Annotated in this window: 26 protein-coding genes and 1 pseudogene; 12 read left to right on the top strand and 15 right to left on the bottom strand. The window is 67.8% G+C overall.

What is annotated here, in order from left to right:
• Positions 1–61 precede the first annotated feature (61 nt).
• Genes HDA45_RS02580 through HDA45_RS02570 form a run of 3 tightly spaced genes read right to left on the bottom strand, consistent with a single transcriptional unit; the run spans position 62 to position 4,494 of the window.
• Positions 62–2,083: an ABC transporter ATP-binding protein gene (locus HDA45_RS02580; protein ID WP_281400658.1), complete on the bottom strand. Its 2,022-nt coding sequence runs from the start codon at positions 2,081–2,083 to the stop codon at positions 62–64.
• A complete protein-coding gene (locus HDA45_RS02575; protein WP_184891703.1) occupies positions 2,083–3,816 on the bottom strand; it encodes an ABC transporter transmembrane domain-containing protein in 1,734 nt (577 codons plus the stop codon). Before HDA45_RS02575 ends, HDA45_RS02580 begins: the two co-directional genes overlap by 1 nt.
• Before the next feature lie 30 nt (positions 3,817–3,846).
• Positions 3,847–4,494, bottom strand: a complete 648-nt coding sequence (locus HDA45_RS02570; protein WP_343071962.1) for a TetR/AcrR family transcriptional regulator — start codon at positions 4,492–4,494, stop codon at positions 3,847–3,849.
• A 271-nt stretch (positions 4,495–4,765) separates the two neighbouring features.
• On the opposite strand from HDA45_RS02570, the gene HDA45_RS02565 reads away from it, so the two are divergent.
• The 7 genes from HDA45_RS02565 to HDA45_RS02535 all read left to right on the top strand — a co-directional run bounded on the left by HDA45_RS02565 (position 4,766) and on the right by HDA45_RS02535 (position 10,002).
• Positions 4,766–5,992, top strand: a complete 1,227-nt coding sequence (locus HDA45_RS02565; protein ID WP_184891701.1) for a sensor histidine kinase — start codon at positions 4,766–4,768, stop codon at positions 5,990–5,992.
• Positions 5,989–6,423 (top strand): roadblock/LC7 domain-containing protein, encoded by a 435-nt coding sequence (locus HDA45_RS02560; protein ID WP_184891700.1) that lies wholly within the window; start codon positions 5,989–5,991, stop codon positions 6,421–6,423. Before HDA45_RS02565 ends, HDA45_RS02560 begins: the two co-directional genes overlap by 4 nt.
• Before the next feature lie 19 nt (positions 6,424–6,442).
• Positions 6,443–6,826 carry a DUF742 domain-containing protein gene (locus HDA45_RS02555; protein ID WP_184891699.1) on the top strand — a complete coding sequence of 128 codons (384 nt, stop codon included), beginning with the start codon at positions 6,443–6,445 and terminating at the stop codon, positions 6,824–6,826.
• On the top strand, positions 6,801–7,415 hold the full coding sequence (locus HDA45_RS02550; RefSeq protein ID WP_184891698.1) for a GTP-binding protein: 615 nt from the start codon (positions 6,801–6,803) through the stop codon (positions 7,413–7,415). Before HDA45_RS02555 ends, HDA45_RS02550 begins: the two co-directional genes overlap by 26 nt.
• 24 nt (positions 7,416–7,439) lie before the next feature.
• On the top strand, positions 7,440–8,666 hold the full coding sequence (locus tag HDA45_RS02545) for a styrene monooxygenase/indole monooxygenase family protein (protein ID WP_184891697.1): 1,227 nt from the start codon (positions 7,440–7,442) through the stop codon (positions 8,664–8,666).
• Between the two features lie 118 nt (positions 8,667–8,784).
• Positions 8,785–9,639, top strand: coding sequence for a non-homologous end joining protein Ku (ku, locus tag HDA45_RS02540; RefSeq protein ID WP_184891696.1), 855 nt, complete (start codon positions 8,785–8,787; stop codon positions 9,637–9,639).
• Between the two features lie 150 nt (positions 9,640–9,789).
• A complete protein-coding gene (locus tag HDA45_RS02535) occupies positions 9,790–10,002 on the top strand; it encodes a hypothetical protein (RefSeq protein WP_184891695.1) in 213 nt (70 codons plus the stop codon).
• 157 nt (positions 10,003–10,159) lie between these two features.
• On the opposite strand, the gene HDA45_RS02530 is transcribed toward HDA45_RS02535, so the two are convergent.
• From HDA45_RS02530 to HDA45_RS02505, 6 genes are all read right to left on the bottom strand, one after another.
• Positions 10,160–10,381, bottom strand: coding sequence for a DUF2795 domain-containing protein (locus HDA45_RS02530; protein WP_184891694.1), 222 nt, complete (start codon positions 10,379–10,381; stop codon positions 10,160–10,162).
• Positions 10,382–10,529: 148 nt separating this feature from the next.
• Positions 10,530–10,685 (bottom strand): DUF6131 family protein, encoded by a 156-nt coding sequence (locus HDA45_RS02525; protein WP_005159014.1) that lies wholly within the window; start codon positions 10,683–10,685, stop codon positions 10,530–10,532.
• A gap of 237 nt (positions 10,686–10,922) precedes the next feature.
• Positions 10,923–12,398: an adenosylhomocysteinase gene (gene ahcY / locus HDA45_RS02520; RefSeq protein ID WP_184891693.1), complete on the bottom strand. Its 1,476-nt coding sequence runs from the start codon at positions 12,396–12,398 to the stop codon at positions 10,923–10,925.
• A 246-nt stretch (positions 12,399–12,644) separates the two neighbouring features.
• Positions 12,645–13,676: a DNA polymerase IV gene (locus HDA45_RS02515; protein WP_184891692.1), complete on the bottom strand. Its 1,032-nt coding sequence runs from the start codon at positions 13,674–13,676 to the stop codon at positions 12,645–12,647.
• Positions 13,677–13,685: 9 nt separating this feature from the next.
• Positions 13,686–14,111, bottom strand: a complete 426-nt coding sequence (locus HDA45_RS02510; protein ID WP_184891691.1) for a YciI family protein — start codon at positions 14,109–14,111, stop codon at positions 13,686–13,688.
• A 62-nt stretch (positions 14,112–14,173) separates the two neighbouring features.
• Positions 14,174–14,440 carry a DUF3040 domain-containing protein gene (locus tag HDA45_RS02505; protein WP_184891690.1) on the bottom strand — a complete coding sequence of 89 codons (267 nt, stop codon included), beginning with the start codon at positions 14,438–14,440 and terminating at the stop codon, positions 14,174–14,176.
• A 258-nt stretch (positions 14,441–14,698) separates the two neighbouring features.
• On the opposite strand from HDA45_RS02505, the gene HDA45_RS02500 reads away from it, so the two are divergent.
• Positions 14,699–15,760 (top strand): cobalamin-independent methionine synthase II family protein, encoded by a 1,062-nt coding sequence (locus HDA45_RS02500; protein ID WP_184891689.1) that lies wholly within the window; start codon positions 14,699–14,701, stop codon positions 15,758–15,760.
• Between the two features lie 23 nt (positions 15,761–15,783).
• Here the strand turns inward: HDA45_RS02500 and HDA45_RS02495 are convergent, their stop codons facing one another.
• Positions 15,784–16,410 (bottom strand): LysE family translocator, encoded by a 627-nt coding sequence (locus tag HDA45_RS02495; protein ID WP_184891688.1) that lies wholly within the window; start codon positions 16,408–16,410, stop codon positions 15,784–15,786.
• The gene (locus tag HDA45_RS02490; RefSeq protein WP_184891687.1) at positions 16,407–16,973 is read right to left on the bottom strand and encodes a GNAT family N-acetyltransferase; all 567 of its coding nucleotides are present in this window, start codon (positions 16,971–16,973) and stop codon (positions 16,407–16,409) included. The genes HDA45_RS02495 and HDA45_RS02490 overlap by 4 nt, the downstream gene beginning before the upstream one ends.
• A gap of 51 nt (positions 16,974–17,024) precedes the next feature.
• Between HDA45_RS02490 and HDA45_RS02485 the strand changes: the two genes are divergently transcribed.
• A complete protein-coding gene (locus HDA45_RS02485) occupies positions 17,025–17,849 on the top strand; it encodes an alpha/beta fold hydrolase (protein WP_184891686.1) in 825 nt (274 codons plus the stop codon).
• Positions 17,850–18,010: 161 nt separating this feature from the next.
• On the opposite strand, the gene HDA45_RS02480 is transcribed toward HDA45_RS02485, so the two are convergent.
• Both HDA45_RS02480 and HDA45_RS02475 read right to left on the bottom strand, forming a co-directional pair.
• On the bottom strand, positions 18,011–18,826 hold the full coding sequence (locus HDA45_RS02480; RefSeq protein ID WP_184891685.1) for a MerR family transcriptional regulator: 816 nt from the start codon (positions 18,824–18,826) through the stop codon (positions 18,011–18,013).
• Between the two features lie 45 nt (positions 18,827–18,871).
• A pseudogene (locus HDA45_RS02475) lies at positions 18,872–19,991 on the bottom strand (epoxide hydrolase family protein).
• A gap of 40 nt (positions 19,992–20,031) precedes the next feature.
• Between HDA45_RS02475 and HDA45_RS02470 the strand changes: the two are divergent.
• The 3 genes from HDA45_RS02470 to fdhD all read left to right on the top strand — a co-directional run bounded on the left by HDA45_RS02470 (position 20,032) and on the right by fdhD (position 22,916).
• Positions 20,032–20,676 (top strand): GNAT family N-acetyltransferase, encoded by a 645-nt coding sequence (locus HDA45_RS02470; RefSeq protein WP_184891684.1) that lies wholly within the window; start codon positions 20,032–20,034, stop codon positions 20,674–20,676.
• 81 nt (positions 20,677–20,757) lie between these two features.
• Positions 20,758–22,089, top strand: a complete 1,332-nt coding sequence (locus HDA45_RS02465) for an OFA family MFS transporter (protein WP_184891683.1) — start codon at positions 20,758–20,760, stop codon at positions 22,087–22,089.
• Positions 22,089–22,916, top strand: coding sequence for a formate dehydrogenase accessory sulfurtransferase FdhD (fdhD, locus tag HDA45_RS02460; RefSeq protein ID WP_184891682.1), 828 nt, complete (start codon positions 22,089–22,091; stop codon positions 22,914–22,916). The genes HDA45_RS02465 and fdhD overlap by 1 nt, the downstream gene beginning before the upstream one ends.
• 60 nt (positions 22,917–22,976) lie before the next feature.
• On the opposite strand, the gene sucD is transcribed toward fdhD, so the two are convergent.
• On the bottom strand, positions 22,977–23,858 hold the full coding sequence (sucD, locus tag HDA45_RS02455; protein WP_184891681.1) for a succinate--CoA ligase subunit alpha: 882 nt from the start codon (positions 23,856–23,858) through the stop codon (positions 22,977–22,979).
• A 1-nt stretch (position 23,859) separates the two neighbouring features.
• On the bottom strand, positions 23,860–25,023 hold the full coding sequence (sucC, locus tag HDA45_RS02450; protein ID WP_184891680.1) for an ADP-forming succinate--CoA ligase subunit beta: 1,164 nt from the start codon (positions 25,021–25,023) through the stop codon (positions 23,860–23,862).
• Positions 25,024–25,167: the final 144 nt, after the last annotated feature.

Genomic DNA, 25,167 nt, shown 5'->3' with positions numbered 1-25,167 from the left:
GTGACGAAGGCCCCTTTTCCTACGGTGAAAGTAAGAAAAGGGGCCTTCGGTCGAACGCGGTTCAGTCGGTTTCGGCCAGCGCTTCCGCGAACTGGGCCGCGTAGAGCCGCGAGTACGCACCACCGGTGAGCAGCAGTGTTTCGTGATCGCCCTGTTCGACGATCGAGCCGTTCTCCATCACGAGGATGACGTCCGCGTCGCGGATGGTGGAAAGCCGGTGCGCGATGACGAAACTCGTCCGCCCCTCGCGCAGCGAATTCATCGCCCGCTGGATCAGCACCTCCGTCCGGGTGTCGACCGAACTGGTGGCCTCGTCCAGGATGAGGATCGCGGGCTTCGCCAGGAACGCCCTCGCGACGGTGATCAGCTGTTTCTCACCGGCGCTGACCGTGCCGCCCTCGTCGTCGATCACCGTTTCGTAGCCCTCCGGGAGGGTTCGGACGAATCGGTCGACGTGGGTCGCCTTGGCCGCCGCGACGATCTCCTCCTGCGTGGCGCCCGCGGAACCGTAGGCGATGTTCTCCGCGATCGTGCCGCCGAAGAGCCACGCGTCCTGCAGCACCATGCCGGTCTTGGACCGCAGGTCCTCGCGGTCCATCTCGGCGATGTCGACGCCGTCGAGGGTGATCCGGCCGCCGTCGAGTTCGTAGAACCGCATGAGCAGGTTGACCAGGGTGGTCTTCCCCGCGCCCGTCGGGCCGACGATGGCGACGGTGTGCCCCGGTTCGACGGTCAGCGACAGGTCCTCGATCAGCGGGGTGTCCGGGGCGTACCGGAACGACACGTGCTCGAACTCGACCTGGCCGCGCACGTCTCCCACCCGCGCGGGTTCGGCGGGCTCGGGCTCCTGCTCGTCCGCGTCGAGCAACGCGAAGACCCGTTCCGCGGACGCGATCCCGGACTGCAGCAGGTTCGCCATGCTGGCGATCTGCGTGACCGGCTGGCTGAACTGCCGCGAGTACTGGATGAACGCCTGGACGTCACCGAGCGACAGCGTCCCGGACGCCACCCGCAGCGCGCCGATCACGGCCACCAGCACGTAGCTCAGGTTGCCGATGAACATCATCGCGGGCTGGATGGTGCCCGAGATGAACTGGGCCTTGAAGCTCGCGCCGTAGAGCGTGTCGTTGTGCTCGCGGAAGACCTCCTCGGCCTCCTCGCGGCGGCCGAACACCTTGACCAGCGAGTGCCCGGTGTACATCTCCTCGATATGCGCGTTGAGCCGCCCGGTGGTGGACCACTGCTTGATGAACTGCGGCTGCGCCTTCTTGCCGATCTTGGCCGCGACGATCACCGAAGCCGGCACCGAAAGCAACGCGACCAGCGCCAGCACCGGCGAGATGACGAACATCATCACGAGCACACCGACGACCATCAGCAGCGACGACACGATCTGCGCGAGCGTCTGCTGCAGCGACTGCGCGAGGTTGTCGATGTCGTTGGTCGCCCGGCTCAGCACCTCACCGCGCGGCTGCCGGTCGAAGTAGCTCAGCGGGAGCTTGGCGAACTTCTCCTCGATCTTCTCCCGCAGTTCGAACACCGCACGCTGGACCAGGTTCGTGGTCAGCCGCGCCTGCAACAGCGAGAAGAACGACGCCACGATATAGAGCAGCAGCACCCACATCAGGACCTGGCCGACGGCGTCGAGGTCGATGCGCTGGCCAGGTATGAAGTCGATCCCCGAGTACAGGTCGGCGACGGTGTTGTTGCCTTCCGCCCGCAGCCCGGCGATGATCTGGTCCTTGCTGACCCCTTGGGGCAGGTCCTTCCCGACGACGCCCGCGAAGATGAGGTCCGTCGCCATACCGAGGATCTTCGGGCCGATGACACTCAGCGCGACGCTGGCGACGCCGAACGCCAGGATGCCGTACAACGCGGCCCGTTGTGGCTGCAGCAGCCGCAACAGCCGTTTCAGCGATCCCTTGAAGTCCAGTGCCTTCTCGACGGACGGCCCGCCCATGAAGCCGGCGGGGCCACGGCCGAAGCCGCCTCCGCCGGGGCCGGGTCCTCGTGCCGCGCTCGCGCGCTCGCCCGCGGGTTTCGCCGGGGCGTTCGGCTCTGTGGTGGATTCGGGCGCGCTCATCAGGCGGCCTCCTGCTCGGTCAGCTGGGACAGCACGATCTCCCGGTAGGTTTCGTTGCTCTCCATGAGTTCGGTGTGGGTGCCGCTGCCGACGACACGGCCTTCGTCGATGACGACGATGCGGTCGGCGTGGCGGATCGTGCTGACCCGCTGCGCGACGATGACCACGGTCGCCTCGGCGGTCTCGGCCACCAGCGCCCGCCGCAGCGCGGCGTCGGTCGCGTAGTCGAGCGCGGAGAAGGAGTCGTCGAAGAGGTAGATCTCGGGGCGCCGCACCAGCATCCGCGCGATGGCGAGCCGCTGCCGCTGGCCGCCCGAGACGTTGGTCCCGCCCTGGGCGATGGGGGAGTCCAAACCCTCGGGCATCCGCTCGACGAAGTCCTTGCCCTGCGCCACCTCCAGCGCGTGCCACAGTTCCTCTTCGGTGGCGTCGGACTTGCCGTAACGCAGGTTGCTCGCGACCGTCCCGGCGAACAGGTACGGCTTCTGCGGCACCAGCCCGACGGCGTCGGAGAGCACGGTCGGATCCAGCTCCCGGACGTCGACGCCGTCGACGCGCACCGAGCCGTCGGTGGCGTCCATCAGCCGGGGGATCAGGTTGAGCAGGGTGGTCTTCCCGCTGCCCGTGCTGCCGATGATCGCTGTCGTCTCCCCGGGCAGCGCCAGCAGCGAGATCTCCTGCAGCACCGGCTTCTCCGCGCCGGGATAACGGAATTCCACATCGGACAGTTCGAGCCGTCCGTGCACCTCGCCGGGGCTGACCGGATTCGACGGCAGGACGACGCTGGTGTGCGTGTCGAGCACCTCGGTGATGCGTTCGGCGCTGACTTCGGCGCGCGGCACCATCATGAACATGAAGGTGGCCATCATGACCGCCATCAGGATCTGCATCAGATAGGAGAGGAACGCGGTCAGCGCGCCGATCTGCATACTGCCGTCGTCGATGCGCAATCCGCCGAACCACAGCACGGCGACGCTGGAGGCGTTCATCACGAGCATGACGATGGGGAACATCAGCGCCATGAGCCTGCCGACGACCAGGGAGACGTCGAGCAGTTCGGTGTTGGCCTTGGTGAACCGCCGCCGTTCGTGGGTGTCCTTGACGAAGGCCCGGATCACGCGGATGCCCATGATCTGCTCGCGCAGGATCTGGTTGATCTTGTCGATCCGCTCCTGCATCAGCCGGAACGCGGGCCGCATCTTCGCGATGATGATCCCGACCGAGACGCCGAGGATCGGCACCACGACCACCAGCAGCCACGAGAGCGTGACGTCCTGGTTCAGCGCCATGATGATGCCGCCGAAGCACATGATCGGCGCGGACACCATCAGCGTGAACGCCATCAACGTCAGCATTTGCACCTGCTGGACGTCGTTGGTGGTGCGGGTGATCAGCGAAGGCGTCCCGAACTGGCCGACCTCGCGGGCGGAGAAGTCCTGGACCCGGTGGAAGATCGCGCCGCGGACGTCGCGGCCGACGGCCATGGCGGTGCGGGCGCCGTAGTAGACGGCACCGATCGAGCAGGCGATCTGCACCAGCGACACCAGCAGCATCACGCCGCCGACGCCGAGGATGTAGTCGATCTCGCCCTTGACCACGCCGTGGTCGATGATGTCGGCGTTCAGCGTGGGCAGGTAGAGCCCGGCGAGGGTCTGGACGAACTGCAGCAGCACGATCAGCCACAGTTCTCGCCGGTACGGGCGCAGGTGAGTGCGCAACAGCTTCGTCAGCACAACGGTTTCTCCCCAGTGGTGGGTAGGGTGTTACTTCTTCTTCGGTTTTTTCGCCGGTTCGGGCCGGGTGAGTGAGGGGACACCTGCCGAGGCCTCGCGCAGGAGGACCGCGATCGTCTCCAGGAACGGCTCGGCGCCCTCGTTCACCAGCCAGTTGAAGAACGCCGTCTTCACCGCGGACTCCACGATCGCCGCCATGAGCCGCGCGTTCAACGCGTTTTCCGCGCCGGCGCCCGCGCGTTCCAGGATCGCGTCCGCCAGCACCTGCTCGACCCTGGCGTGCGCCTTGAGGAACTCGCCGTGCACCGACGGGTGCAGGATCATCGATCGGGCGAGGGTCACCGAGTCACGGTCCGGTTCTCCCGAGCTCCCGTACGTCTCCAGCGTCGCGGTGCTGACCGCCTCCCACAGCGGTTCCTCGGGCGGCCGGTCGCGCAGCGCCTCCCGCAGGCGTTCCTGCCGTTCGACGATGAACGAGCAGATCGCCTCTTCCTTGCTGGAGAAGTAGTTGTTGAACGTGCGCGGCGAGACTCCCACGGCACCGGCGATGTCCTCGACACGGACCTGTTCGACGCCCTTCTCCATCGCGAGCTTGAGCGCTGCCTCGCTCATGGCGCGACGGGCCGCGCGTTTCTTGCGTTCGCGCAGTCCGAGAGGGGCGACGGGATCGAGGGTCACGACCGACAGGGTAAGCAAAAGTTGCGGGGCGCGCAAATTTATGCGCACTCCGCACTTTTCGGACATCCCCCGTGTCGCAGGACACTCAAGATGAGCCGAATGGCCTAGCGTGCACCGCTCACCAGCCGTAACGCTTTCGCGGATACGTCACTGCCAGCGGTTGGGCGTAAACCGACTGTGGACACGGATAGTGACTTCTGCTTGCATGGCCGTCGTTGTGCTGGGGAGTGCGACACGGTCCGGGTACGCGAAGAGAAAGAAGTGGAAGCACATGGTGACGCGGGCTCGAGGCTTGCTTGACCGCTCACGGGTTCTTCTGGACCGCTCCCGGGTCGCCGCGGCCCAGTTCCTCGCCGCGCCGCCCCGGCACGCCCCCGCGGGGGCACCCGCCGAGCCGGCGGTGGAGCAGCGGCCTGCCGTGGAAGCGCCGGACGCCGGTGCGCTCGCCGGTGTCTGCTCCAATGTCGCGTTGCGCGACCTCAACCTACTCGACCAGTTGCTCGCGCAGCTGGAGACGATGGAGGCGGGGGAGGAGAACTCCGACCGGCTCGCCGAGCTCTACCGGCTCGACCACCTGGCGACCCGCTTGCGGCGCAACGCCGAGAACCTGCGTGTGCTCGCCGGCCGCGACGCCGACGACACGGCTGCCGGGATCTCGTCCGTGCTCGACGTGATGCGGGCCGCGATGTCGTCGATCGACCACTACTCGCGGATCACGATCGGCCGTGTCGTTTCGCTCGGTGTCGTCGGATTCGCCGCCGAGGACGTCAGCCGGATCCTCGCGGAACTGTTCGACAACGCGGCGAACCAGTCTTCGCCGAGTTCGCCGGTCAGCGTCAGCGCGCACCTCACCGAACAGGGGAGCGTGCTGATCCGCATCGAGGACGAGGGCATCGGCATGCCGCCGGAACGCCTCGCGGTGCTGAACGAGCGCCTGGCCGCCGGTCCGGTTCTCGACGACGATTCGGTGCGGCACATGGGACTCGCTGTCGTCGGCAGGCTCGCCGATCGGCACGAGATCACCGTCAAACTCGATCGCCGGACTCCGCACGGCACGGTCGCCACCGTGCTGCTGCCCGTCCCGGTGGTCTCGGAACTGGCCGAGAAGCAATGGTCCGGTTCGCAGACCGTGGTGCTCCCGCAGACGAGGGTCACCAACGGAACGGCCTTCGGCGGCCCCGCCGCGACGACGTCCACGTTGCCGAGGCGGCGCCCGGCCCCGCCGACGGCGCCGGAACCGGAACGGAAGCCCAGCCCGCGTCCGCGCACGGCCGTTCCGCCGCCCGCCGACGGCGGCACCACCGCGAGCGGCCTGCCACGCCGGGTTTCCCGCAGTATCAGGACTTTGCCCGACGAACCGGCCCCGCAGACCACCCCGCCCGCCGACGCGGCGGACGGGCACGAGGCGCTGCTGGCCGACCTCGATGCCTTCAGCGACGGCGAGCGTGCCGCTCTCGATGACCGGCACGAGCGTGAGACCGGAGGAAACACCCAGTGACCGCCCAGGACGCGACCACGGATTTCACGTGGCTGCTCGACGACTTCGTGCGCAAGGTGCACGGCGCCAGCCACGCGCTGATCATGTCCGTCGACGGTTTCCCTTTGACCGCGTCGGAGTCGGTGTCCAGTGACGACGCCGAGCAACTCGCCGCCATCTCGAGCGGCCTGCTCAGCCTCGCGGGCAACAGCGCCGCGCTGTTCGGCAAGGGCAACTGCGAACAGATCATCATCCGGCTCACCCGCGGGTACTTCCTCTTCATGGGGATCGGCGCCGAAGCGGGCCTCGCCGTGCTCACCGAGCCCGACTGCGACATGAAGGTCGTCGCCTACGAGATGACCCAGTTCATCACCAACGCCGGTCACGCCCTCACCCCCGAGGTGCGAGCGGGGCTCCGGCAGGTCCTGACCGCCCGACGGCCGCAGGCCTGAGAATCCGGAGAAGGAAGGGATGACCGTGTCCAGCGACCAATCTCCGGACCGGCCGGTCAAGATGCGCAGCCGCAGAATCCGGCCGTACGCGCTGACCGGCGGCCGCACCAAGAGCAGCCACCTGCTGCTGGTGGAGACCCTGATCTCGGTCCCGCGCTACGACCCGTCGCTGGCCGAGGCGCTGATGCCCGAATCGCGTTCGCTGTACGAGCGTGCCCGCGAACGCTCGTCGATCGCCGAGCTTTCGGTGGGACTGGATCTGCCACTGGGCGTGGTCCGCGTGCTCATCGGCGACCTCGCCACCCAGGGCGCCGTCTTCGTGCACCCGACGGCCCACGCCTACAACCACGATACGAACGTGCTCGAGAGGATCCTCGATGGACTCAAGCGCCTCCCGGTCTGACGCCGCCCTCTTGGCGATCTCCGCCAAGATCGTCGTCGCCGGTGGATTCGGCGTGGGCAAGACGACGTTCGTCGGCGCCGTCTCCGAGGTCCCGCCCCTGAGCAACGAGGCTTGGATGACCGAGGCGGGCGCCGGGGTCGACGACCTCGTACCGCCCGGGACCAAGTCCACCACCACGGTCGCGATGGACTTCGGCCGGATCACCCTGCGTGAAGACCTGCTCCTGTACCTGTTCGGCACCCCCGGCCAGGCGCGGTTCTGGTTCCTCTGGGACGACCTCTCGCGCGGCGCGCTCGGCGCCGTCGTGCTGGTCGACACCAGCCGGATCGACCAGTCGTTCGCCGCGATCAACTATTTCGAGAACGACTCCGAACTGCCGTTCATCGTCGCGGTCAACCAGTTCGAAGGGATGCCGGTGCACGACCTCGACGAGGTCCGCGACGCGCTGGCGCTGTCCCCGGACATCCCGCTGGTCACCTGCGACGCCCGCGATCCGAAGTCCACGGTCGCGACCCTGCAGGAACTGGTGTCCCACACGCTGTCCCTCGCGGTGGTCTCCGGGCCCGGTCGTGAATTCGCACTCAGCTGAACAGTTCCGGGAGGAATGTCGAGGATGCGCAAGGTTCTGATCGTCGGTGCCGGGCAGTCGGGGTTGCAACTCGCCTTGAGCCTGCTGGACCACGACTACGACGTCACGGTGATGTCGGCGCGGACGCCGGACGAGATCCGGTCCGGCAAGGTGATGTCGACCCAGTGCATGTTCGATTCCGCCCTGCAGCACGAGCGGGACCACAAGCTGAACCTGTGGGAGGACGAGACCGTCCGGGTCGAAGGGCTCGGCGTGTCCATCGCCGGACCGGATTCCGCTCGCGTTCTGGACTGGTTCGCGCCGCTGGAGCACTACGCGCAGTCGGTGGACCAGCGGGTGAAGATGGCGGCCTGGTTGGAGCTGGTGGAGGACCGCGGCGGCAAGGTCGTCATCCACGGCGTCACCACCTCGGACCTGGCACCGCTGGCGAAGCTGTACGACCTCGTCGTCATCGCGGCGGGCAAGGGTGAGCTGGTCCAGCTGTTCGACCGGATCCCGGAGCGCTCGCCGTACACCGAGCCCCAGCGCGCTCTTTCGCTGGCCTACGTGCACGGCCTCGAGCCCCGGCCGGAGCATCCGGACAAGGCGGCGGTGCGGTTCAACATCATCCCCGGCGTGGGGGAGCTGTTCATGATCCCCGCGTACACGCTGAGCGGGAACTGCGACATCCTGTTCTTCGAGGGCGTCCCCGGCGGCCCGCTCGACTGCTGGGGCGACCGGCCGTCGCCGCAGCAGCATCTCGACAGGATCCTGTCGCTGATGAAGCGGTTCCTCCCGTGGGAGTACGAGCGCTCGCGCAACGCCGTGCTGACCGACGAGAAGTCGACGCTGGCCGGCGGGTACACCCCGGTCGTGCGGAACGCGGTCGGCAAGCTGCCCTCGGGCACCCTGGTGCTCGGCATGGCCGACGTCGTGGTGGCCAACGACCCGATCACCGGTCAGGGTTCCAACAACGCGAGCCACTGCGCGGCGTCCTATCTGGACTCGATCCTCGAACGCGGGGACAAGCCGTTCGACGAGCAGTGGATGACCGCGTCGTTCGAGAAGTACTGGGAGTACGCCCAGCACGTGACGACCTGGACCAACGCCATGCTGCAGCCGCCGCCCCCGCATGTCCTCCAGATCATCGGCGCGGCGGGGCAGAACCCCGCCGTGGCGCGGCGGTTCGCGAACGGGTTCTCCGATCCGACCGACTTCCAGCACTGGTTCTTCGATCCGGCGAAAGCGGAGAAGTACCTGGCCGAAGCGTGATTCGGGGATCGCGGTAGTCCCGCGATCGGGTTCGCGGGACTGTCGCGGTGCGCCGTTTCGGGCTACCGTTGTTACCGAGCGTGAGTGCGGTCGGTGACGACGGTGGAGGTGCGACGCGATGCGTTCGATGTGGAAGGGCTCGGTGTCCTTCGGGCTGGTGAGCATCCCGATCCAGCTCTACGCGGCCACCGAGAACAAGAACGTCTCGCTGCGCCAGGTGCACGAGTCCGACGGCGGCCGCATCCAGTACAAGCGGTTCTGCACGATCGACGGCGAGGAAGTGCCCTACGCCGAGATCGCCAAGGGCTACGAACTGCCCGACGGCGAGATGGTCGTGCTCACCGACGAGGACATGTCCGAGCTGCCTCTGGCGTCGTCGAGGGCGATCGACGTGCTCGAGTTCGTGCCGCTGGAGTCCATCGACCCGATCCACTTCGACAAGACCTACTACCTCGAACCGCAGAAGAACGCCGTCAAACCGTACGTGGTCCTGCGTGACGCGCTGCAGAAGGCGAGCCACGTGGCGATCGCGAAGGTCGCCATCCGGCAGCGGGAGACGCTCGCGATCCTGCGGGTGCACAGCGACGTCCTGATGATGACGACGATGCTGTGGCCCGACGAGGTGCGCGTCCCGGACTTCGGTTTCCTGCACGACGATCCTCCGCAGGTGCGGCCGCAGGAGCTGACGATGGCGGGTTCGCTGATCGACTCGCTCTCCGAGCCGGTGTTCGAGCACGAGAAGTACACCGACTCCTATCGCGAGGCGCTGGAAGCGATGATCGAGGCCAAGGCCGCGGGGAACGAGACCGCGAAACCGAAGGCCGTCGGCGCGAAGGCCGACGTCGTCGACCTCATGGAGGCTCTGCAGGCCAGCGTGAGCGAGGCGAAGAAGAGCCGGAAACCCGCGACGGCCAAGAAGGCCACCGCGGCCAAGAAACCGGCCTCCGGCAAGCGAACCCCGAAGAGCGCCTGAGTATCCTTTGTGGACTGTTGTGCCCGGTGTCACCTGACCGGGTCTCGCGACACGCCGTGCTCGTGCCGGAATCTGTCGCCCCTCGGTGGTAGTAAGGCAACCGAGGAGAACTTTTCCGAAGCGATCTTCGATCTGATCGCGGGAGGCGGCATGAGCATGGAGTGCGCGTTCTGCGCCGACGGACTCGACCACTGCCACGGAACCCTCGTGGTCCACCTGGACGGTGGTTTCACCGAATGCAGCGAGGACGGCTGCGTCGATCTCGACTTCGCCCGGCACACGCCGACGATCGACTGTTTCGACGTCGACGGGGGCTGCACTTGCGCCGAGGTGGCAGCCCGGGTGCTGCTGCGGGCTTCTTGACCGGCGGTCAATACACCAGTCCGGCCCGATTCGGGAGATCAGGACCGATTGCCACTCGAAGGTGTATGCATTCGTGTACATCGTGGCCGGAGATGTGTTAACTATGACGGGGTCCTCCGGCTCTCCCTCCCCCTCGGAGCCGGGGGGCCCCTTCATGTCATGGTGCTTCCTTCGCGGTGTCATGGATCGAAGCGCCGTCGCAAGCGCACATCGCGTCCCAGACCCCGTCTCCGTCCGCGTAGTCGCTCGCGGGAAGGGCGCCCAGCGGTCCGAGCACGTCGTCGCCCGCTCCGGCCGCCGCGGCGGCCCGCAGGAGTTCGTCGCGTCCGCACGGGTACTTCGCCTCCGCCAAGTACGGGCGGGGGTCGGTTCCGGCCATCGGCTGTCCCTCCTTCTCCTCGTCCGAAGTGGATACCCGGGGAGCGGACAACGAAAACAGACCGGGCACCCGGCGTGAGGGGACGCCGGGTGCCCGGTCTGCTTTCAGCGCTGATACCGAGGGCTCGGCATCAGCTTCGGTCCGGTGCTCAGTACCAGTGGGCGCGACCGCCGATGGCCTTCCCGGTGTTCCCGAGAACGGCCAGGATGATGCCGATGACCGCGAGCGCGATCCCGATCGAGTACAGAACGGGGATGCTGGCGATGACACCGATGACAATCAGGATGACGCCGAGAATGATCACGGGGGCACCTTCTCCTTCGTAGTCGCCCGGCTCGAAGTGCTGCCGGGGTGTGGCTACATAGGGGATTCCCGCTTCACACCGGGAGAAACAGGTCCATCCGGCCGTAGTTTTCACGCATTCGGCCTAATGCTGGGTTTCCGCGGCCCGTAAGTCCGTGAAGGCCTCCTTGAGGGACCCTGGGTCCCTCAAGGAGGCCTTCACGGACTTAACGCGCCCTAACCGTCGAGGCGGCAGACCTCAGTAGCGGTAGTGGTCCAGCTTGTACGGACCTTCGACGTCCACGCCGATGTACTCGGCCTGGCGCTTGGTCAGCTTCGTCAGCCGGACGCCCAGCGCGTCGAGGTGCAGACGCGCCACCTTCTCGTCGAGGTGCTTCGGCAGCACGTGCACGTCGGTGGCGTACTCGCCCTGCTTCGTGAACAGCTCGATCTGCGCGATCGTCTGGTTGGTGAAGGAGTTCGACATCACGAAGCTCGGGTGACCGGTCGCGTTCCCGAGGTTCATCAGCCTGCCCTCGGACAGCACGATGATCGAGTGCGCCTCGCGGCCGTCGGTGGCGGGGAAGACCCACTCGTGCACCTGCGGCTTGATCTCGATCTTCTGGATGCCCGGGATCTTCGCGAGTCCGGCCATGTCGATCTCGTTGTCGAAGTGCCCGACGTTCGCGACGATCGCGTTGTGCTTCATCTTGGCCATCTGGTCGGCCATGATGATGTCGAAGTTGCCGGTGGTGGTGATGAAGATGTCGCCGCGCTCGACGACGTCGTCGAGCTCCACGACGTCGAGGCCCTCCATCGCCGCCTGCAGCGCGCAGATCGGGTCGATCTCGGTGACGACCACGCGGGCGCCCTGGCCCCGCAGCGATTCCACCGCGCCCTTGCCGACGTCGCCGTAGCCGCAGATGACCGCGACCTTGCCCGCGATCATCACGTCGGTGCCGCGGTTGAGACCGTCGATGAGCGAGTGACGGATGCCGTACTTGTTGTCGAACTTCGACTTCGTGACCGAGTCGTTCACGTTCATCGCCGGGAAGAGCAGCTCGCCTTCCTTGGCGAGCTTGTAGAGCCGCTTGACGCCGTTGGTGGTCTCCTCGGTGACCCCGCGGACCTCCTTGGCGATACGGGTGAACCGGCCGGTCTCCTTGGCCAGGCTCTGGCGCAGGGTCTCCAGCACGAGTCCGTACTCCTCGCCGTCCTCCTCGGTCGCCTGCGGCACCGCGCCCGCCGCCTCGAACTCGACGCCCTTGTGGATCAGCAGGGTCGCGTCGCCACCGTCGTCGAGGACCATGTTCGGGACGAGGCCGCCGCCGAAGTCGAAGAGCTGGTCGGTGCACCACCAGTACTCGGCGAGCGTCTCGCCCTTCCATGCGAACACCGCCGAGCCCGAAGGCGCGTCGACCGTACCGTTGGGGCCGACGACGACGGCCGCGGCCGCCTCGTCCTGCGTGGAGAAGATGTTGCAGGACACCCAGCGCACTTCGGCGCCCAGTGCGACGAGCGTCTCGATCAGCACGGCGGTCTGGACGGTCATGTGCAGCGAACCCGCGACCCGCGCGCCCTTGAGCGGCTGCGAGTCGGCGTATTCACGGCGCAGCGCCATCAAGCCGGGCATCTCGACCTCGGCGAGCCGCAGCTGCTTGCGGCCCGCCTCGGCGAGGGAGAGGTCGGCGACGGCGAATTCGATCCCGTTGACCTTGGACAGGGTGGGGCTCACTGGTTCTCCATTCATCAGGAAGGCAGGGTGGAGCGGTTCTTCTCGCCGGTGGCGGGAAGAACGGGGTCAGTGCGGGGGTTCAGCGCACGGCCTCGACGACGGCCGGAAAAGGGTTTTGACGCAAGAAAGGCACCTCCGCAGTGGGAGGCGCCCTTACGTCTGTCGCAGCGGGCCGAGCGTGGCGGAAGAATTCCGTCGCAGCGCCTCTCGGCCCGAAACCAGGATGGCAAAGCGTCGCGAGCGCTGTCAAGGTGACGGGAATTCGGCGCGGACACCCAGCAGGCGGACCGGTCTGCCGAGGTCGAACAGGTCGAGCACGGCCAGCGCCGCCTTCTCGATCTCGGCGGGGTCCGCTGTCGGCGCGGGCAAGGTCACGCTGTGGGTGTGGGTCAGGAACGGCGCGAACCGGACCTTGACCGCGACCCGGGCGGCTGGCCTGCCTTCTTCGGCGACGTCCTGTGAAACGCGTTTCGCCAGCGCGACGATCTCGGCGGCCATGATCCCGGGGTCGGTCAGGTTCTCCTGGAACGTGGTCTCACGGCTGCGCGATTTCGCCACGTACGGTGTCGCGGTGACCTCGGCGTCGCCGATTCCCCCGGCGAGGATCCGGTACCACGGGCCGAGCTTCGGGCCGAACCGCGCGGCGAGGCCCGCCGGATCCGCGCCCGCCAGCTCCAGCACGGTGCGATAGCCGGCCTCGGCGAGTTTCTTCGTGGTCTTGGCGCCGATGCCCCAAAGCGCGTCCGTCGGCTTCTCGGCCATGACGTCCCACCAGTTCTCCTGGACGAGACGGAAGATCCCGGCCGGTTTGGCGAATCCGGTGGCGAGTTTGGCGCGCAGCTTGTTGTCCCCGATGCCCACCGAACAGGACAGCCCGGTCTCCTCGGTCACCACTCGCCGGATGTCGGCGGCGAGTGCTTCGGGATCGTCGGTGGTGACACCGAGGAACGCCTCGTCCCAGCCGAGCACCTCGACGATCACCGGGAACTCACGGAGCGTCGCCATCACCCGATCGGAGACCGCCTGGTACGCGGGTGCGTCCGTGGCCAGGAAGACCGCGTCGGGGCAGCGTTTCGCGGCGGTTCGCAACGGCATCCCGGACTGGACGCCGAACTCCCGGGCTTCGTACGACGCCGTCGCCACCACGGCTCTTTCGGTCGGATCGCCCGTGCCACCGACGACCACGGGCTTGCCGCGCAGCTCAGGCCGCCGGGAGACCTCGACCGCCGCGATGAACTGGTCGAGGTCGACGTGAAGTACCCACTCCCGGACGGCCATACGGGGACTTTAGGCCCGTTCGGCGACCTCGTCGCGCATCCGCTGCTCGTTCTCCTGCAGCTCCGGTGTGAAGTTCTCACCGAAGTCCTCGGCTTCGAGGATCTTGCGGACCTCGAGGATGGTTTCGCCGTGCGGGGGAGTCGGACAACGCTTCGCCCACTCGATCGCTTCGGCGCGCGACGGGACGTCGACGATCCAGAAACCGCCGACGAGTTCCTTGGCTTCGGTGAACGGGCCGTCGGTGACCGTGGAACCGCCGGAGCCGAGCGTGACCCTTGCGCCCTTCGAGCTTTCCTGCAGCCCTTCGCCGCCCACCAGTACCCCGGCGTCGAGCATGTCCTGGTTGAACTTCGCCATGGCGGTCAAGGCCTCCATCGGCGGCATCTTCCCGGCTTCGGAATCCTCGTCCGCCTTGATGATGATCATGAAACGCATGGGTCTTCCTCCCAGTGAACCGGACGTATCGCCCGGACTCTACCGGCGAAGGGGGAAGACGATCAGCCGCGCCCGAATCGGGACAGGTGCACGATCACCGCCGTCGTCACGGTGATCATCCCGACCAGGAGGAGGGCCGGGCTGTTCGTCACCATGCCCAGCAACATGAAAAGCCCCGCGGTGATGTCGAGGCTCAGGATGACCGCCAGCCGGCGCAGCGGGGGCCGTGCGGGCCTGCCGGAGCGGAGCCGGGCGGCCAGCGCCGGCTCGGTCAGCTCGAACCAGCGCTCGATCTTGTCCAGCTCTTGCCGATCGTGATGGCTCAGCATCTCGGTTCTCCTTCGGCGCGCCCCGGCCGGTCGACTACCACGGAATACCCAGGAACGGGACCGGATAAGCATCGAATTTCACCGACTTTCGTATAACGACCTATACGTCTCGGCGAACGGGACATCCTTTATGGACTGAATGGTTGCGCCATTGGTGGTCACGGCACGCGGAAAGATCGTCAAAGAGGGGGGAGATCGGTAGTTTTTGCGATCGTGGCCAAAGCGGCCGCGGCTGCTCCACCTGGGAGGACACGCGCGATGACCATACCCACCGAACCGATCGGCAGCATTCCCCGTCCCGGTTATCTCGTCGAGGCGCTCGGGGAGCACGCGGCCGGGCGGCTCGATGCCGACGGGCTCGGCGAGTTGCGGGAAAAAGCCCTCGTGGACACCGTCAAACGCTTGGAGGAGACGGGTTCGCCGGTCATCACCGACGGCGAACAGGGCAAGCCGAGCTTCGCCACGTACCCGTTGGCGGGCCTCACTTCGCTGGCGCCGGACGGCGTCGTCATCCCGTTCGCCGACGGGCACACCCGGCAGCTTCCCAGGCTCACCGCCGGACCGTTCCGTTATCAGACCTACGCCGACTCTTATCTGCGCGAGGCCAAGAAACACGCCACCAAACCGGTGAAGCAAGCGGTGATCGCGGCTTCGGCGATCAGTCTCGTCTATCCCGGTGAAGGATTGGCCGGATATGACAAAGAGCAGTTCATCGCCGACTTGGTGAATGAGGCGGAGGCCGATATCCGCAGTAGCCTCGAGGCGGGTGCGGACAGTGTTCAGATCGACTTCACCGAGGGCAGGTTGTCGCTGAAGCTCGACCCGTCGGGCGGGCTGCTGCAGTCCTTTGTGGACCTGAACAACGCCGTGCTGGACCGGTTCTCGGCGGAGGAGCGGAAGAAGATCGGCGTGCACACCTGCCCCGGTGGCGACCAGGACTCGGTGCACAGCCTGGACGTCGACTACGCGGGGCTGCTGCCGACGTTGTTCCAGCTCAAGGTGGGCAACGTCTACGTCCAGCTGGCCAGTGAGAGCGATCCGGAGCGGGCGCTGCGGGTGATCGCCGAGCACGCGGGGCCGGAGCAGCGGGTCTTCGTCGGCGTCACCGACCCGATCGACCCGCGGGTCGAAACCGCCGAGGAGGTCCGGGACCGGGTGCTCCGGGCCGCGCGGTTCATCCCGCCGGACCGCCTGGGCACCTGTGACGACTGCGGGTTCTCGCCGTTCGCGGACGACACTTCGACGTCACGGGAGATCGCGTTCGCCAAGATCGCCGCCCGCGTCGAAGGCACGCGCCTCGCCGCCGAATCGCTCGGTTGACATCGCGTGATGGGCACCTTCGCTCAGTTCTGGACGGCGACCTTGATGCCGAGCCCGACGAGGAAGGTGCCCATCACCGCGTCCATCGCGCGCCGCACCCGGCCGGAGCCGAAGAACCGCCGGAGTGAGCCGACCAGCGTCGCCAGGGTGAAAGTCCACACCACGGCCACCGTCGTGGCCAGCACCGCCAGCTGCAGGGTCTGCGCTGTCGAGGCCGAATGCGGGAGGAACTGGGGGATCAGCGCGAGGAAGAAGACAGCGACCTTCGGGTTGAGCAGGTTGGTGAACAAGCCCTGGCGGAACGCCTCCTTGGGCGAGACGACGGGTGTCACCTTGTCCTTGAGTTCGCTGTAGTCGCCGCGGCGCACCGCCAGCCACGCCTTGACACCGAGGAAGATCAGGTATGCGGCGCCGACCAGTTTCACCACGGTGAAGGCGATCGCCGACACGGTGAGGATCGCCGCGACACCGAGCGCTATCGCGACCACCCAGACGAAGACGCCGATCGCGATGCCCGCTCCGGCGGCGATCCCGGCCTTCCGCCCGCCGAGGATCGCGCTGCGGGTCACCACCAGGAAATCCGGGCCGGGGGCCATCGCCCCGAGCAGGCAGACCAAGACGAACGAGAATGCGGTAGCCCCGGAGATCATGTCGCGATGCTATCCGGCTTTTCGACGCCCCGGGCCATCACGGCGCCCGGGATCTCGACGCCGTCGGGCGTCGTCACCGTCACCCGCTCGACTTCGGTGAAGCCGAACGACAGGTACAGCGGGACGCCGGGCATGGTCGCGGTCAGCGTGAGCGAGGTGAACCCCTCGGCCTTCGCGGCGAGACGGCACGACTCGAGGATCGCGCGTCCGAGCCCGCGCCGGGTCCAGTCGCCGCGGACGAACATGGCGCGCACCCGCGCGGGTTCGGTGGCCGGATCGAGCGGACGGTCGTCGTCGGCCGCGTCCCCGGCGCCGGCGTGCGTCTTGTTGCGCCTGCTCCAACCCCCGCAGGCGACGATCTCGCCGTCTGCCTCGTGCACGAAGTAGGTGCCGTCCTCGAGCAACCGCAGATCGAGATGCGCGATGTGCTCCGCCGCGCTCGCGGTCTGCCGTTCGTCGTAGAACCGGGGGAACAACTCCAGCACCGAGGCCCGCATCAGCGCCGCGATGGCGGGCGCGTCCGTGAGCGTGGCCGTCCGCTGCGGCGGCGTGTACGTCGTCATGTCGCGGAAGATAGTCAACGGCGGCGGTCGCGCCTACCGGATAATCGCGGGGTGATCACCGACGACGGCCGCGAGCTGTGGACCTCGGCGAGCGGCCGGGGCGAACCGATCCTGTGCTGCCACGGCGGCCCCGGCCTGTGGGACATGTTCGGCACGCTCGACCTCGGCCCGCGGTTCCGGCTGCTCCGATGGGACCAGCGCGGCGCCGGTCGCTCGGAACCGCGCGGCCCGTACACGCTCGACCGGATGGTGGCCGACGTCGACGCCGTCCGTGAGTGGCACGGACTCGACCGTGTCCCGGTGCTCGGCCATTCGTGGGGCGCGCACCTCGGTCTTCTCTACGCCCTCGCGCGTCCGGAGCGGGTGAGCGCGCTCGTCTACGTGTCGGGCGTCGGCCTCGGCCACGACTGGCACGCGGAGTTCGAGCGGAACTTCGAGCGGGTGCTGGGCGACCGGCATCCGCGATGGGCCGAGCTCCGCGCGATGGAGCGCGACGAGGCCGAGGAGCGCGAACTCGCGGTGCTGCAATGGACGGCCGATTTCGTGGCGGAGGGAAGCCGGCGGGCCGAAGCGATGGCGACGCCCTGGTTCCCGCTCAACTACGAGGCGAATGCCTTGCTGAGCGAGGAAATGCGGGCGAGGCCGGAGGAGGAGCTGATCTCGGCTTGCCGGTCCCTGCGGGTGCCGACGCTGATCGTGGACGGGTTGGCGGACAACCGGCCGCGGTGGGCCGTCGACTCGCTGGAGCACGCGCTGCCGTCGGTGACCAGGGTGCGGCTGCCCGGTGTCGGCCACGTGCCGTGGCTGGAGGCGCCGGAGGAGTTCCGGGCCGCCGTGGCCGACTTCCTGGATGGCCGCGCCGACTCATCGCCGTAGGTACCTATTGAGGAGAAGGGCACGTCGTGCTCGTGTCGGCCTCAGGGCGGGTATTGCGAAAGCCTCGTTCGCAACCTTCAACGTTGCGAACGAGGCTTTCGCAACACCGTCGTCCGCCGGAGAAAACGGCGGTGTCGATGAGTGGCGATGTGGGTTTGGCCTCAGGCCTTGGTGATCGGCTGCTGCAGTTCGGTGACCCACTTGTCCCCGTCGGCCGGGCAGTCGAGGTAGTACTCCCGCGCCGGGCCGCTCGCGCGGTACCCGTGCGCGTCGACCCACTTCGCCAGCGCCTGGTAGCTGGAGAGCACTGTCTCCATCGCTCCCCGGTGCAGGATCGTCGCGGCGGACGGTACCTCGGCGAGGCTCACCGTCGAGAATCCATCGGTGCCGTTGGTTTCGGCCGAGATCGGGACGGCGGCGTGGATCAGCACTCGCTCGCCGTCGGCGTCGTCCTCGTAGTAGGCGATGAGCGGTCCCGACGGCGTGATCGGGCCGAGCGCCCCGAACAGGTCCTTGTACAGTCCCTGCACGACCGGCCCGATCTCCTCGTTCACGTAGCCGCTGGCCGTGCCGGTCAGTTCGGCGACACGGACCGCGGGCAGGCTTTTGACGACGACGTCTTCGGAAGGCATGGTTCCCTCGCTTTCGATCGACCGGAGCCTCGCCTCGACGGCCATGAGCCGCGCCTGGTCGGCCGAGATGGCAGCCTCGAGCTCGGTGCGCCGTAGCCGCAGCATCCCGCGCAACTCGTCCGCGCTGATCTCCGCGTCGAGGATCTCCTGCACCTGGGTGAGCGTGAAGCCGAGATCCTTGAGCGCGATCACTCGGTTGAGCCGGGCCAGCTGCTCGCCCGAGTAAGACCGATAGCCGCTGAACGGGTCGACGTGGGCGGGCCGCAGCAGCCCGATGGCGTCGTAGTGACGCAGCATCCGGACCGACACCCGGCCGTGTTTGGCGAAGTCTCCGATACTGAACATGACGCCTCCCAGCGGACAGCCTGACACGGTGTCACAGTCAAGCCGTCACCGCACGAGCCGGAAGAACGATCGCACCTCCTCGGTGAACACGCCGGGCTGTTCGAAGGCCGCGAAGTGGCCACCCCGCACCAGTTCGTTCCAGTACCGGATGTCGGTGAACCGGCGTTCGGCCCAGCGGCGGGAGGGGCGCGGGGTTTCGCGCGGGAAGATCGAACAGCCTGCCGGTACGGCGATGGTGTCCACAGTGGAGTCCGAGAACCAGCTCGACACCTCGGCGAAGCTCTCCCAGTACAACCGGGCCGACGAGGCGCCGGTGCCTGTCAGCCAGTAGAGCGTGATGTCGTCGAGCATCGCGTCCCGGCTCAGGGCGTTTTCGGGATGGCCGTCGCAATCCGTCCAGGCTTGGAACTTCTCGACGATCCACGCGCACAGCGCGACCGGTGAGTCGGCCAGCGCGTAGCCGATCGTCTGCGGCCTCGTCGTCTGCTGGATCGCGTAGCCCGAACCATCCGCCTTGGCGCGCTCGAGATCGTCGAGCGACTTCCGTTCGGCTTCGGTGAGGTCGCCGAACGTCGCCGGATCGGGTGCCGCCAACGGTGGGTTGAGGTGGATCCCGGCCAGGCGTTCGGGAGCCGTCCGCGCCATGAGCGTGGTGATGCTGGTGCCCCAATCGCCGCCTTGGGCGCCGTAGCGTTCGTAGCCGAGGCCGTCCATGAGACGGATCCACGCGTCGGCGATGCGCTGGATCGACCAAGCCCGCTCGCGCGGGTTTGTCGCTGAAGCCGTACCCGGGAAGGGAAGGGACGACGACGTGGAAGGCGTCCGCGGCGTCGCCTCCGTGGGCGACCGGATCGGTGAGTGGGCCGAGCACGTCGAGGAATTCGAAGACCGAACCCGGCCAGCCGTGGCTGAGGATCAGCGGCAGCGCGCCGGGATGCGGGGAGCGGGCGTGCAGGTAGTGGATGCCGAGCCCGTCGATCTCGGTCTTGAACTGGGGGATCGCGTTGAGCCGGGACTCGGCGGCCCGCCAGTCGTAGGTCTCCGCCCAGTACGAGCACAGTTCGCGCAAGTAGGCGGCCGGGACGCCTGTCGGCCTCCGGGACCCGGGATCGGAATGGAGTGGTGTCCATGGCGGCCGACGGTAGCGAGGGGGCACGACAATAATTCACGTGCGCCCGCCGTTCCCGTCCGCCTACGGTTTCGGGGTGATTCACACGTATCCTCCGCTGAACCTCGAGGTGCGGACGCCGCGGCTGACCTTGGCCGGGGCGACGGATGAGTTGCTGGAGCGGCTGGTCCCGATCGTCCGTGCCGGGGTCGCCGATACCGCGCCATGGCCGTTCGACGACCCGATGTCGCTGTACCTGGACAGTCCCGATCGCGAGTGGCGCTGGTTGCGGGGTATCTGGGCCGGACGTGCTCGCGTCAACGAGGAGTTCTGGCGGCTGTACTTCGTCGTGCTGCGGGATGGCGAGCCGATCGGGATGCAGGATCTGATCGGATCCGATTTCACGAAGTTCGGGACGGTCACCTCCTTCTCATGGCTGGCGCCGGGACAGCGCGGGCGCGGGATCGGGGCGGAGATGCGCGCGGCCATCCTGCATCTGGCCTTCGCCGGGCTGGGGGCCAAAGAGGCCACGAGCGACGCCTTCACCGACAACCACGCGTCCAACCGGGTGTCCGCCGCGTTGGGTTACGAGCGGAACGGCACCACTTGGGACACCCGCCGCGGCGAGGTGGCGCGGATCCAGTGCTGGCGGCTGACCCGGGAAGCCTGGGAGCGAGCCCGACGCGACGACATCGAACTGACCGGCGTTCGGGAATGCCTGCCCGCACTGGGTCTCGCCTGATCATTCGTGGACTTCCGGTGGGCCGGATGCTATAACCAAACTACATACTGTATACAATCTGCCGTGAGCGGGGTGGGACCCATGCCCGATCCTCGAATCCTGCGAGACCACTACGGACGCCGGTATCGCGTCGGTGAAAGCGACGTGGACCTGCTCGGCAAGCCGAGGTCGTGGATGTCGTGGCTCAGTTGGGCCGCGATGTTCGCCGCCGGGATCCAGCAGTACGGCTTCGGTGTGGTCGCACCGGTCTTGATGACGACCTACGGCTGGACGTTCCCCGAAGTGGTCGTCTCGTTCGCGCTCTGGACGGTGTGCCAGGCCTGCGCGGTGTACCCGGCCGCGTTGCTGCGCGAGCGCGGGTTGTTCCCGCCCGCCGTGGCGGTGATCGCCGGCGGGGTGCTCTGTTCAGCCGGGATGTTCACCTTGGGTCACGCGAACAATCTGGTCGCGATGTTCATCGGCTACTCGGTGCTCGGCGGGATCGGGACCGGCGTCGTCTACGCGACGTGTGTCGGCACGGTGATGAACTGGTTCCCCGACCGTGTCCCGGCGCGGGTGGGCGCGGTCAGTGGTGCTTTCGCCTACGGCAGCGTGCTTTTCTTGCTGGCGGCGGGTTTCTGGCTGACGGAGGCCAACCGCGGGCCGCTGCTGGACGTCGTCGCGGTGGTGGTGCTCATGATGATCGCGGGCACCGCGGTCCTGCTGCGCGATCCGCCGCACCGCTGGTGGCCGGACCGGCCGGACCCGCGTGCGTGGGCGGCGGACAAGGTGCGCAACCGCGGCGTCGCGGTGAACCGGCCCGCTTTGCGCGAGTACCGGCCGGGGGAGGTGCTCCGCTGTCCCGCCGCGCTGGCGATGTACCTCATCGTCGTGCTGGCCGGTGCGGTCCTGCTCTTCGACGTCGCCTATCTCGCGACTTTCGTGGCCGCACAAGGAGGCGGCCCGGTACTCGCCGCCGTCGCGCTCGCGGTGCTCGCCGGGGTGACCGGTGCCGGACGGGTCCTGCTCGGCGGGCTCTCGGACCGGCTCGGCAGGCGTCGCATCCTGCGGCTGGCGTTGGCGACGGGCGGGATCGCCCAGTTCGTCCTGCTCTATTCGGGCGATCACGCGGTGGGACTCATCGCCGGCGCCGCGCTGGCCGGGCTCGGGAACGGAAGTTGTTACTCGCTCCTGGTGTCGCTGGTCCGCGACTACTTCGGCGAGGAGTCGGCGCTGCAGAACTTCGGAGTGCTCTACAGCGCCAAGGCCGTCGGGGCGCTGCTCGGAGTCGGCCTGGCCGCGTTCGTCGTGTCCACGCACGGTTACCTCGGCGCGTTCGCGGTGGCGGGGGCGCTCAGCGTGCTCGGCGCGCTGCTCGGCGGACGGCTTTCCCAGCCGGGACGGCCGAAGTCGCTGTTGCCGGCGGTCCGCTGATGGGTCGCGTGACGAGCAGACGGCGGGTGGTCCGCGTCGTCGAAGGTGTGTCCGGCGCCCGCCCGGACACACTGACCGTCGAAGAGCCCTTGGAGATCCGCGTCGGCGGGAAGCCGCTCACGATCACGATGCGCACTCCCGGGCACGACTTCGACCTCGCCGCCGGGTTTCTCGTCGGCGAAGGGGTTTCCCGTTCGAGCAAGGACATCCACTCGATCCGCTACTGCGCGGGGGCGACCGCCGACGGCTCCAACACCTACAACGTGCTGGACGTCGTCCTCGCTGACGGTGTCGCCCCGCCTGACGCTTCGCTGGAGCGCAATTTCTACACGACGTCCTCGTGCGGTCTGTGCGGCAAGGCGAGCCTTGACGCCGTGCGGACCACCGCGACCTGGCCGGTGGACGGCGACGACCTGGTGATCTCACCGTCCACAGTGGCCGAACTGCCGGACAAGCTCCGGACGGCCCAACTGGTGTTCGACCGCACCGGCGGTCTCCACGCGGCAGGACTCTTCAGCGCCGAAGGGGAACTGTTGTGCCTTCGGGAGGATGTCGGGAGGCATAACGCCGTCGACAAGGTGGTCGGCTGGGCGGCCCGCGAAGGGAAACTGCCGCTGTCCGGGACCGTGCTGATGGTCAGCGGGAGGGCCTCGTTCGAGCTGGTGCAGAAGGCGGTCATGGCCGGGATTCCGCTCCTGGCGGCGGTTTCCGCGCCGTCTTCGCTGGCGGTGGACCTCGCCGCGGAGATGGGGCTGACGCTGGTGGGGTTCCTGCGCGGCACGTCGATGAACGTGTACAGCCGCCCGGACCGCCTCGGCTTGTCCTGACCCCTCGCGTTTAGTCCTCTGGATGCGGTACTTGCGTGTGCAAGTACCGCATCCAGAGGACTAAACGCGGGAGAGGGTTTCCCGGACGAGCGCGGCGGTCTCGCCCGGAGTCCGGCCGACCTGGATCCCCGCCGCCTCGAGTGCCTTCTTCTTCGCCTCGGCCGTCCCGCTCGACCCGGACACGATCGCGCCGGCGTGCCCCATCGTCTTTCCTGCCGGCGCGGTGAATCCGGCGATGTACCCGATGACGGGTTTGCTCACCCGCGAGCGGATGTATTCGGCCGCGCGTTCTTCCGCGTCTCCGCCGATCTCGCCGATGAGCACGATCACGTCGGTCTCGGGGTCCATCTCGAACTCCTCGACGGCGTCGATGTGCGTCGTGCCGATGATCGGGTCGCCGCCGATGCCGACGCAGGTCGAGAACCCGTGCTCGCGCAGTTCGTGCATCAGCTGATAGGTCAGCGTGCCGGATTTCGAGACCAGGCCGATCCTCCCGGGTTTCGTGATCCCGTCCGGGATGATCCCGGCGTTGGACCGGCCGGGACTGATCACGCCGGGGCAATTCGGCCCGATGACGCGGGTCGGGCTTTCCTTGGCGTGGGCCCAGAACGCGGCCGCGTCGTGCACCGGAACCCCTTCGGTGATGACGACCGCCAGCCGGATACCCGCGTCGACGGCTTCGATGACGGCGTCCTTCACCGCGGGCGGCGGGACGAACAGCACCGAGACGTCCGCGCCGGTCGCGCTGACGGCTTCCGTCGCGCTGCCGAACACCGGCAGGTCGCTGCCCGCCAGAGCGATCACTTGACCGGCTTTGCGTGGGTTGATCCCGCCGACGACGTTCGTTCCCGCCGCCAGCATGCGCGCGGTGTGCTTGCGTCCTTCGGCGCCGGTCATGCCCGCGACGACGACCTTGCTGTGTTCGTCGAGGAAGATCGCCATTTCACGCCTCCGGTTCCGCTGCCGCCAGTTTCGCCGCCGCGCCCGCGGCGTCGTCCATCGTGTCCACCAGGGTCACCAAGGGATGCGCCGCCTCGGTGAGGATCCGCCTGCCCTCGGCGACGTTGTTGCCGTCGAGCCGCACCACGAGCGGTTTGGCGGCGCTGTCACCGAGCAGGGCGAGCGCGCGCACGATCCCGTCGGCGACGGCGTCACAGGCGGTGATCCCGCCGAAGACATTCACGAAAACGCTGCGCACCTGGTCATCGCCGATGATTACATCGAGCCCGGCCGCCATGATCTCCGCCGACGCCCCGCCACCGATGTCGAGGAAGTTCGCCGGGCCGCGGGCGCCCGCCTCCGCCGCGGCCGCCGCCACGACGTCCAAAGTGGACATCACCAGTCCGGCGCCGTTGCCGATCACGCCGATGTCGCCGTCGAGCTTGACGTAGTTGAGCCCGGCCTCGCGGGCACGTCGTTCGAGCGGGTCTTCGTCCGGTGAGTCGACGAACACGGCGTGGGACGGTCGCCGGAACGCGGCATTGGCGTCCAGCGTGACCTTTCCGTCCACCGCGACGACCGTTCCGTCCGTGGTCAGCACCAGCGGGTTGACCTCCACGAGCGTGGCGTCTTCCGCGACGAAGACGTTCCACAGCGCGACGACGGCGTCGGCCGCGGCTTCGGGCAACCCGGCGGCTTCGATGATCCGCGCCGCCAGGGCGGTGTCCACACCGGTCCGCGGATCGACCGGGATCCTTGCCAGCGCCTCGGGTGTGGCGGACGCCACCGCCTCGATGTCCATTCCGCCTTCGGCCGAGGCCATCGCGAGGAACGTCCGTTCTGCGCGATCGAGCAGGAACGAGAGGTAGAACTCGTCCGCGATCGCGCTGGCCTCGGTGACGAGCACCTCGTGGACGAAGTGTCCCTTGATGTCCATTCCGAGGATGTCCTCGGCGGCTTGCTCGGCGTCGTCAGGGGAGTGGACGACCTTCACGCCGCCGGCCTTGCCGCGCCCGCCCGTCTTCACCTGGGCCTTGACCACGACGGATCCGCCGAGTTCGACGGCGATCGCCCTTGCCGTTTCCGGGGTGGTGGCGACCTTTCCCCGGGGGACCGGGACGCCGTGCCGCTCGAAGAGATCTCGTGCCTCGTGCTCGAAAAGGTCCACGCGAAGTCCTTTCTCTGTGGGAGAGGACGAGCCCCGGCGGGCGGAAGAAACCTGCTTGCGGCCCTGGACACCGGAGCGTTCGAAGAGTAACTATATGCCTACCTCATACGGTATGCAATCTACAGTCTGCCGCGACCAGGGGCT

Source organism: Amycolatopsis umgeniensis (assembly GCF_014205155.1).
In the GTDB taxonomy this organism is placed as follows: Bacteria; Actinomycetota; Actinomycetes; order Mycobacteriales; family Pseudonocardiaceae; genus Amycolatopsis; species Amycolatopsis umgeniensis.
The sequence above is the reverse complement of the archived record's forward strand: the minus strand, read 5'-3'. Positions and strand labels throughout refer to the sequence as shown.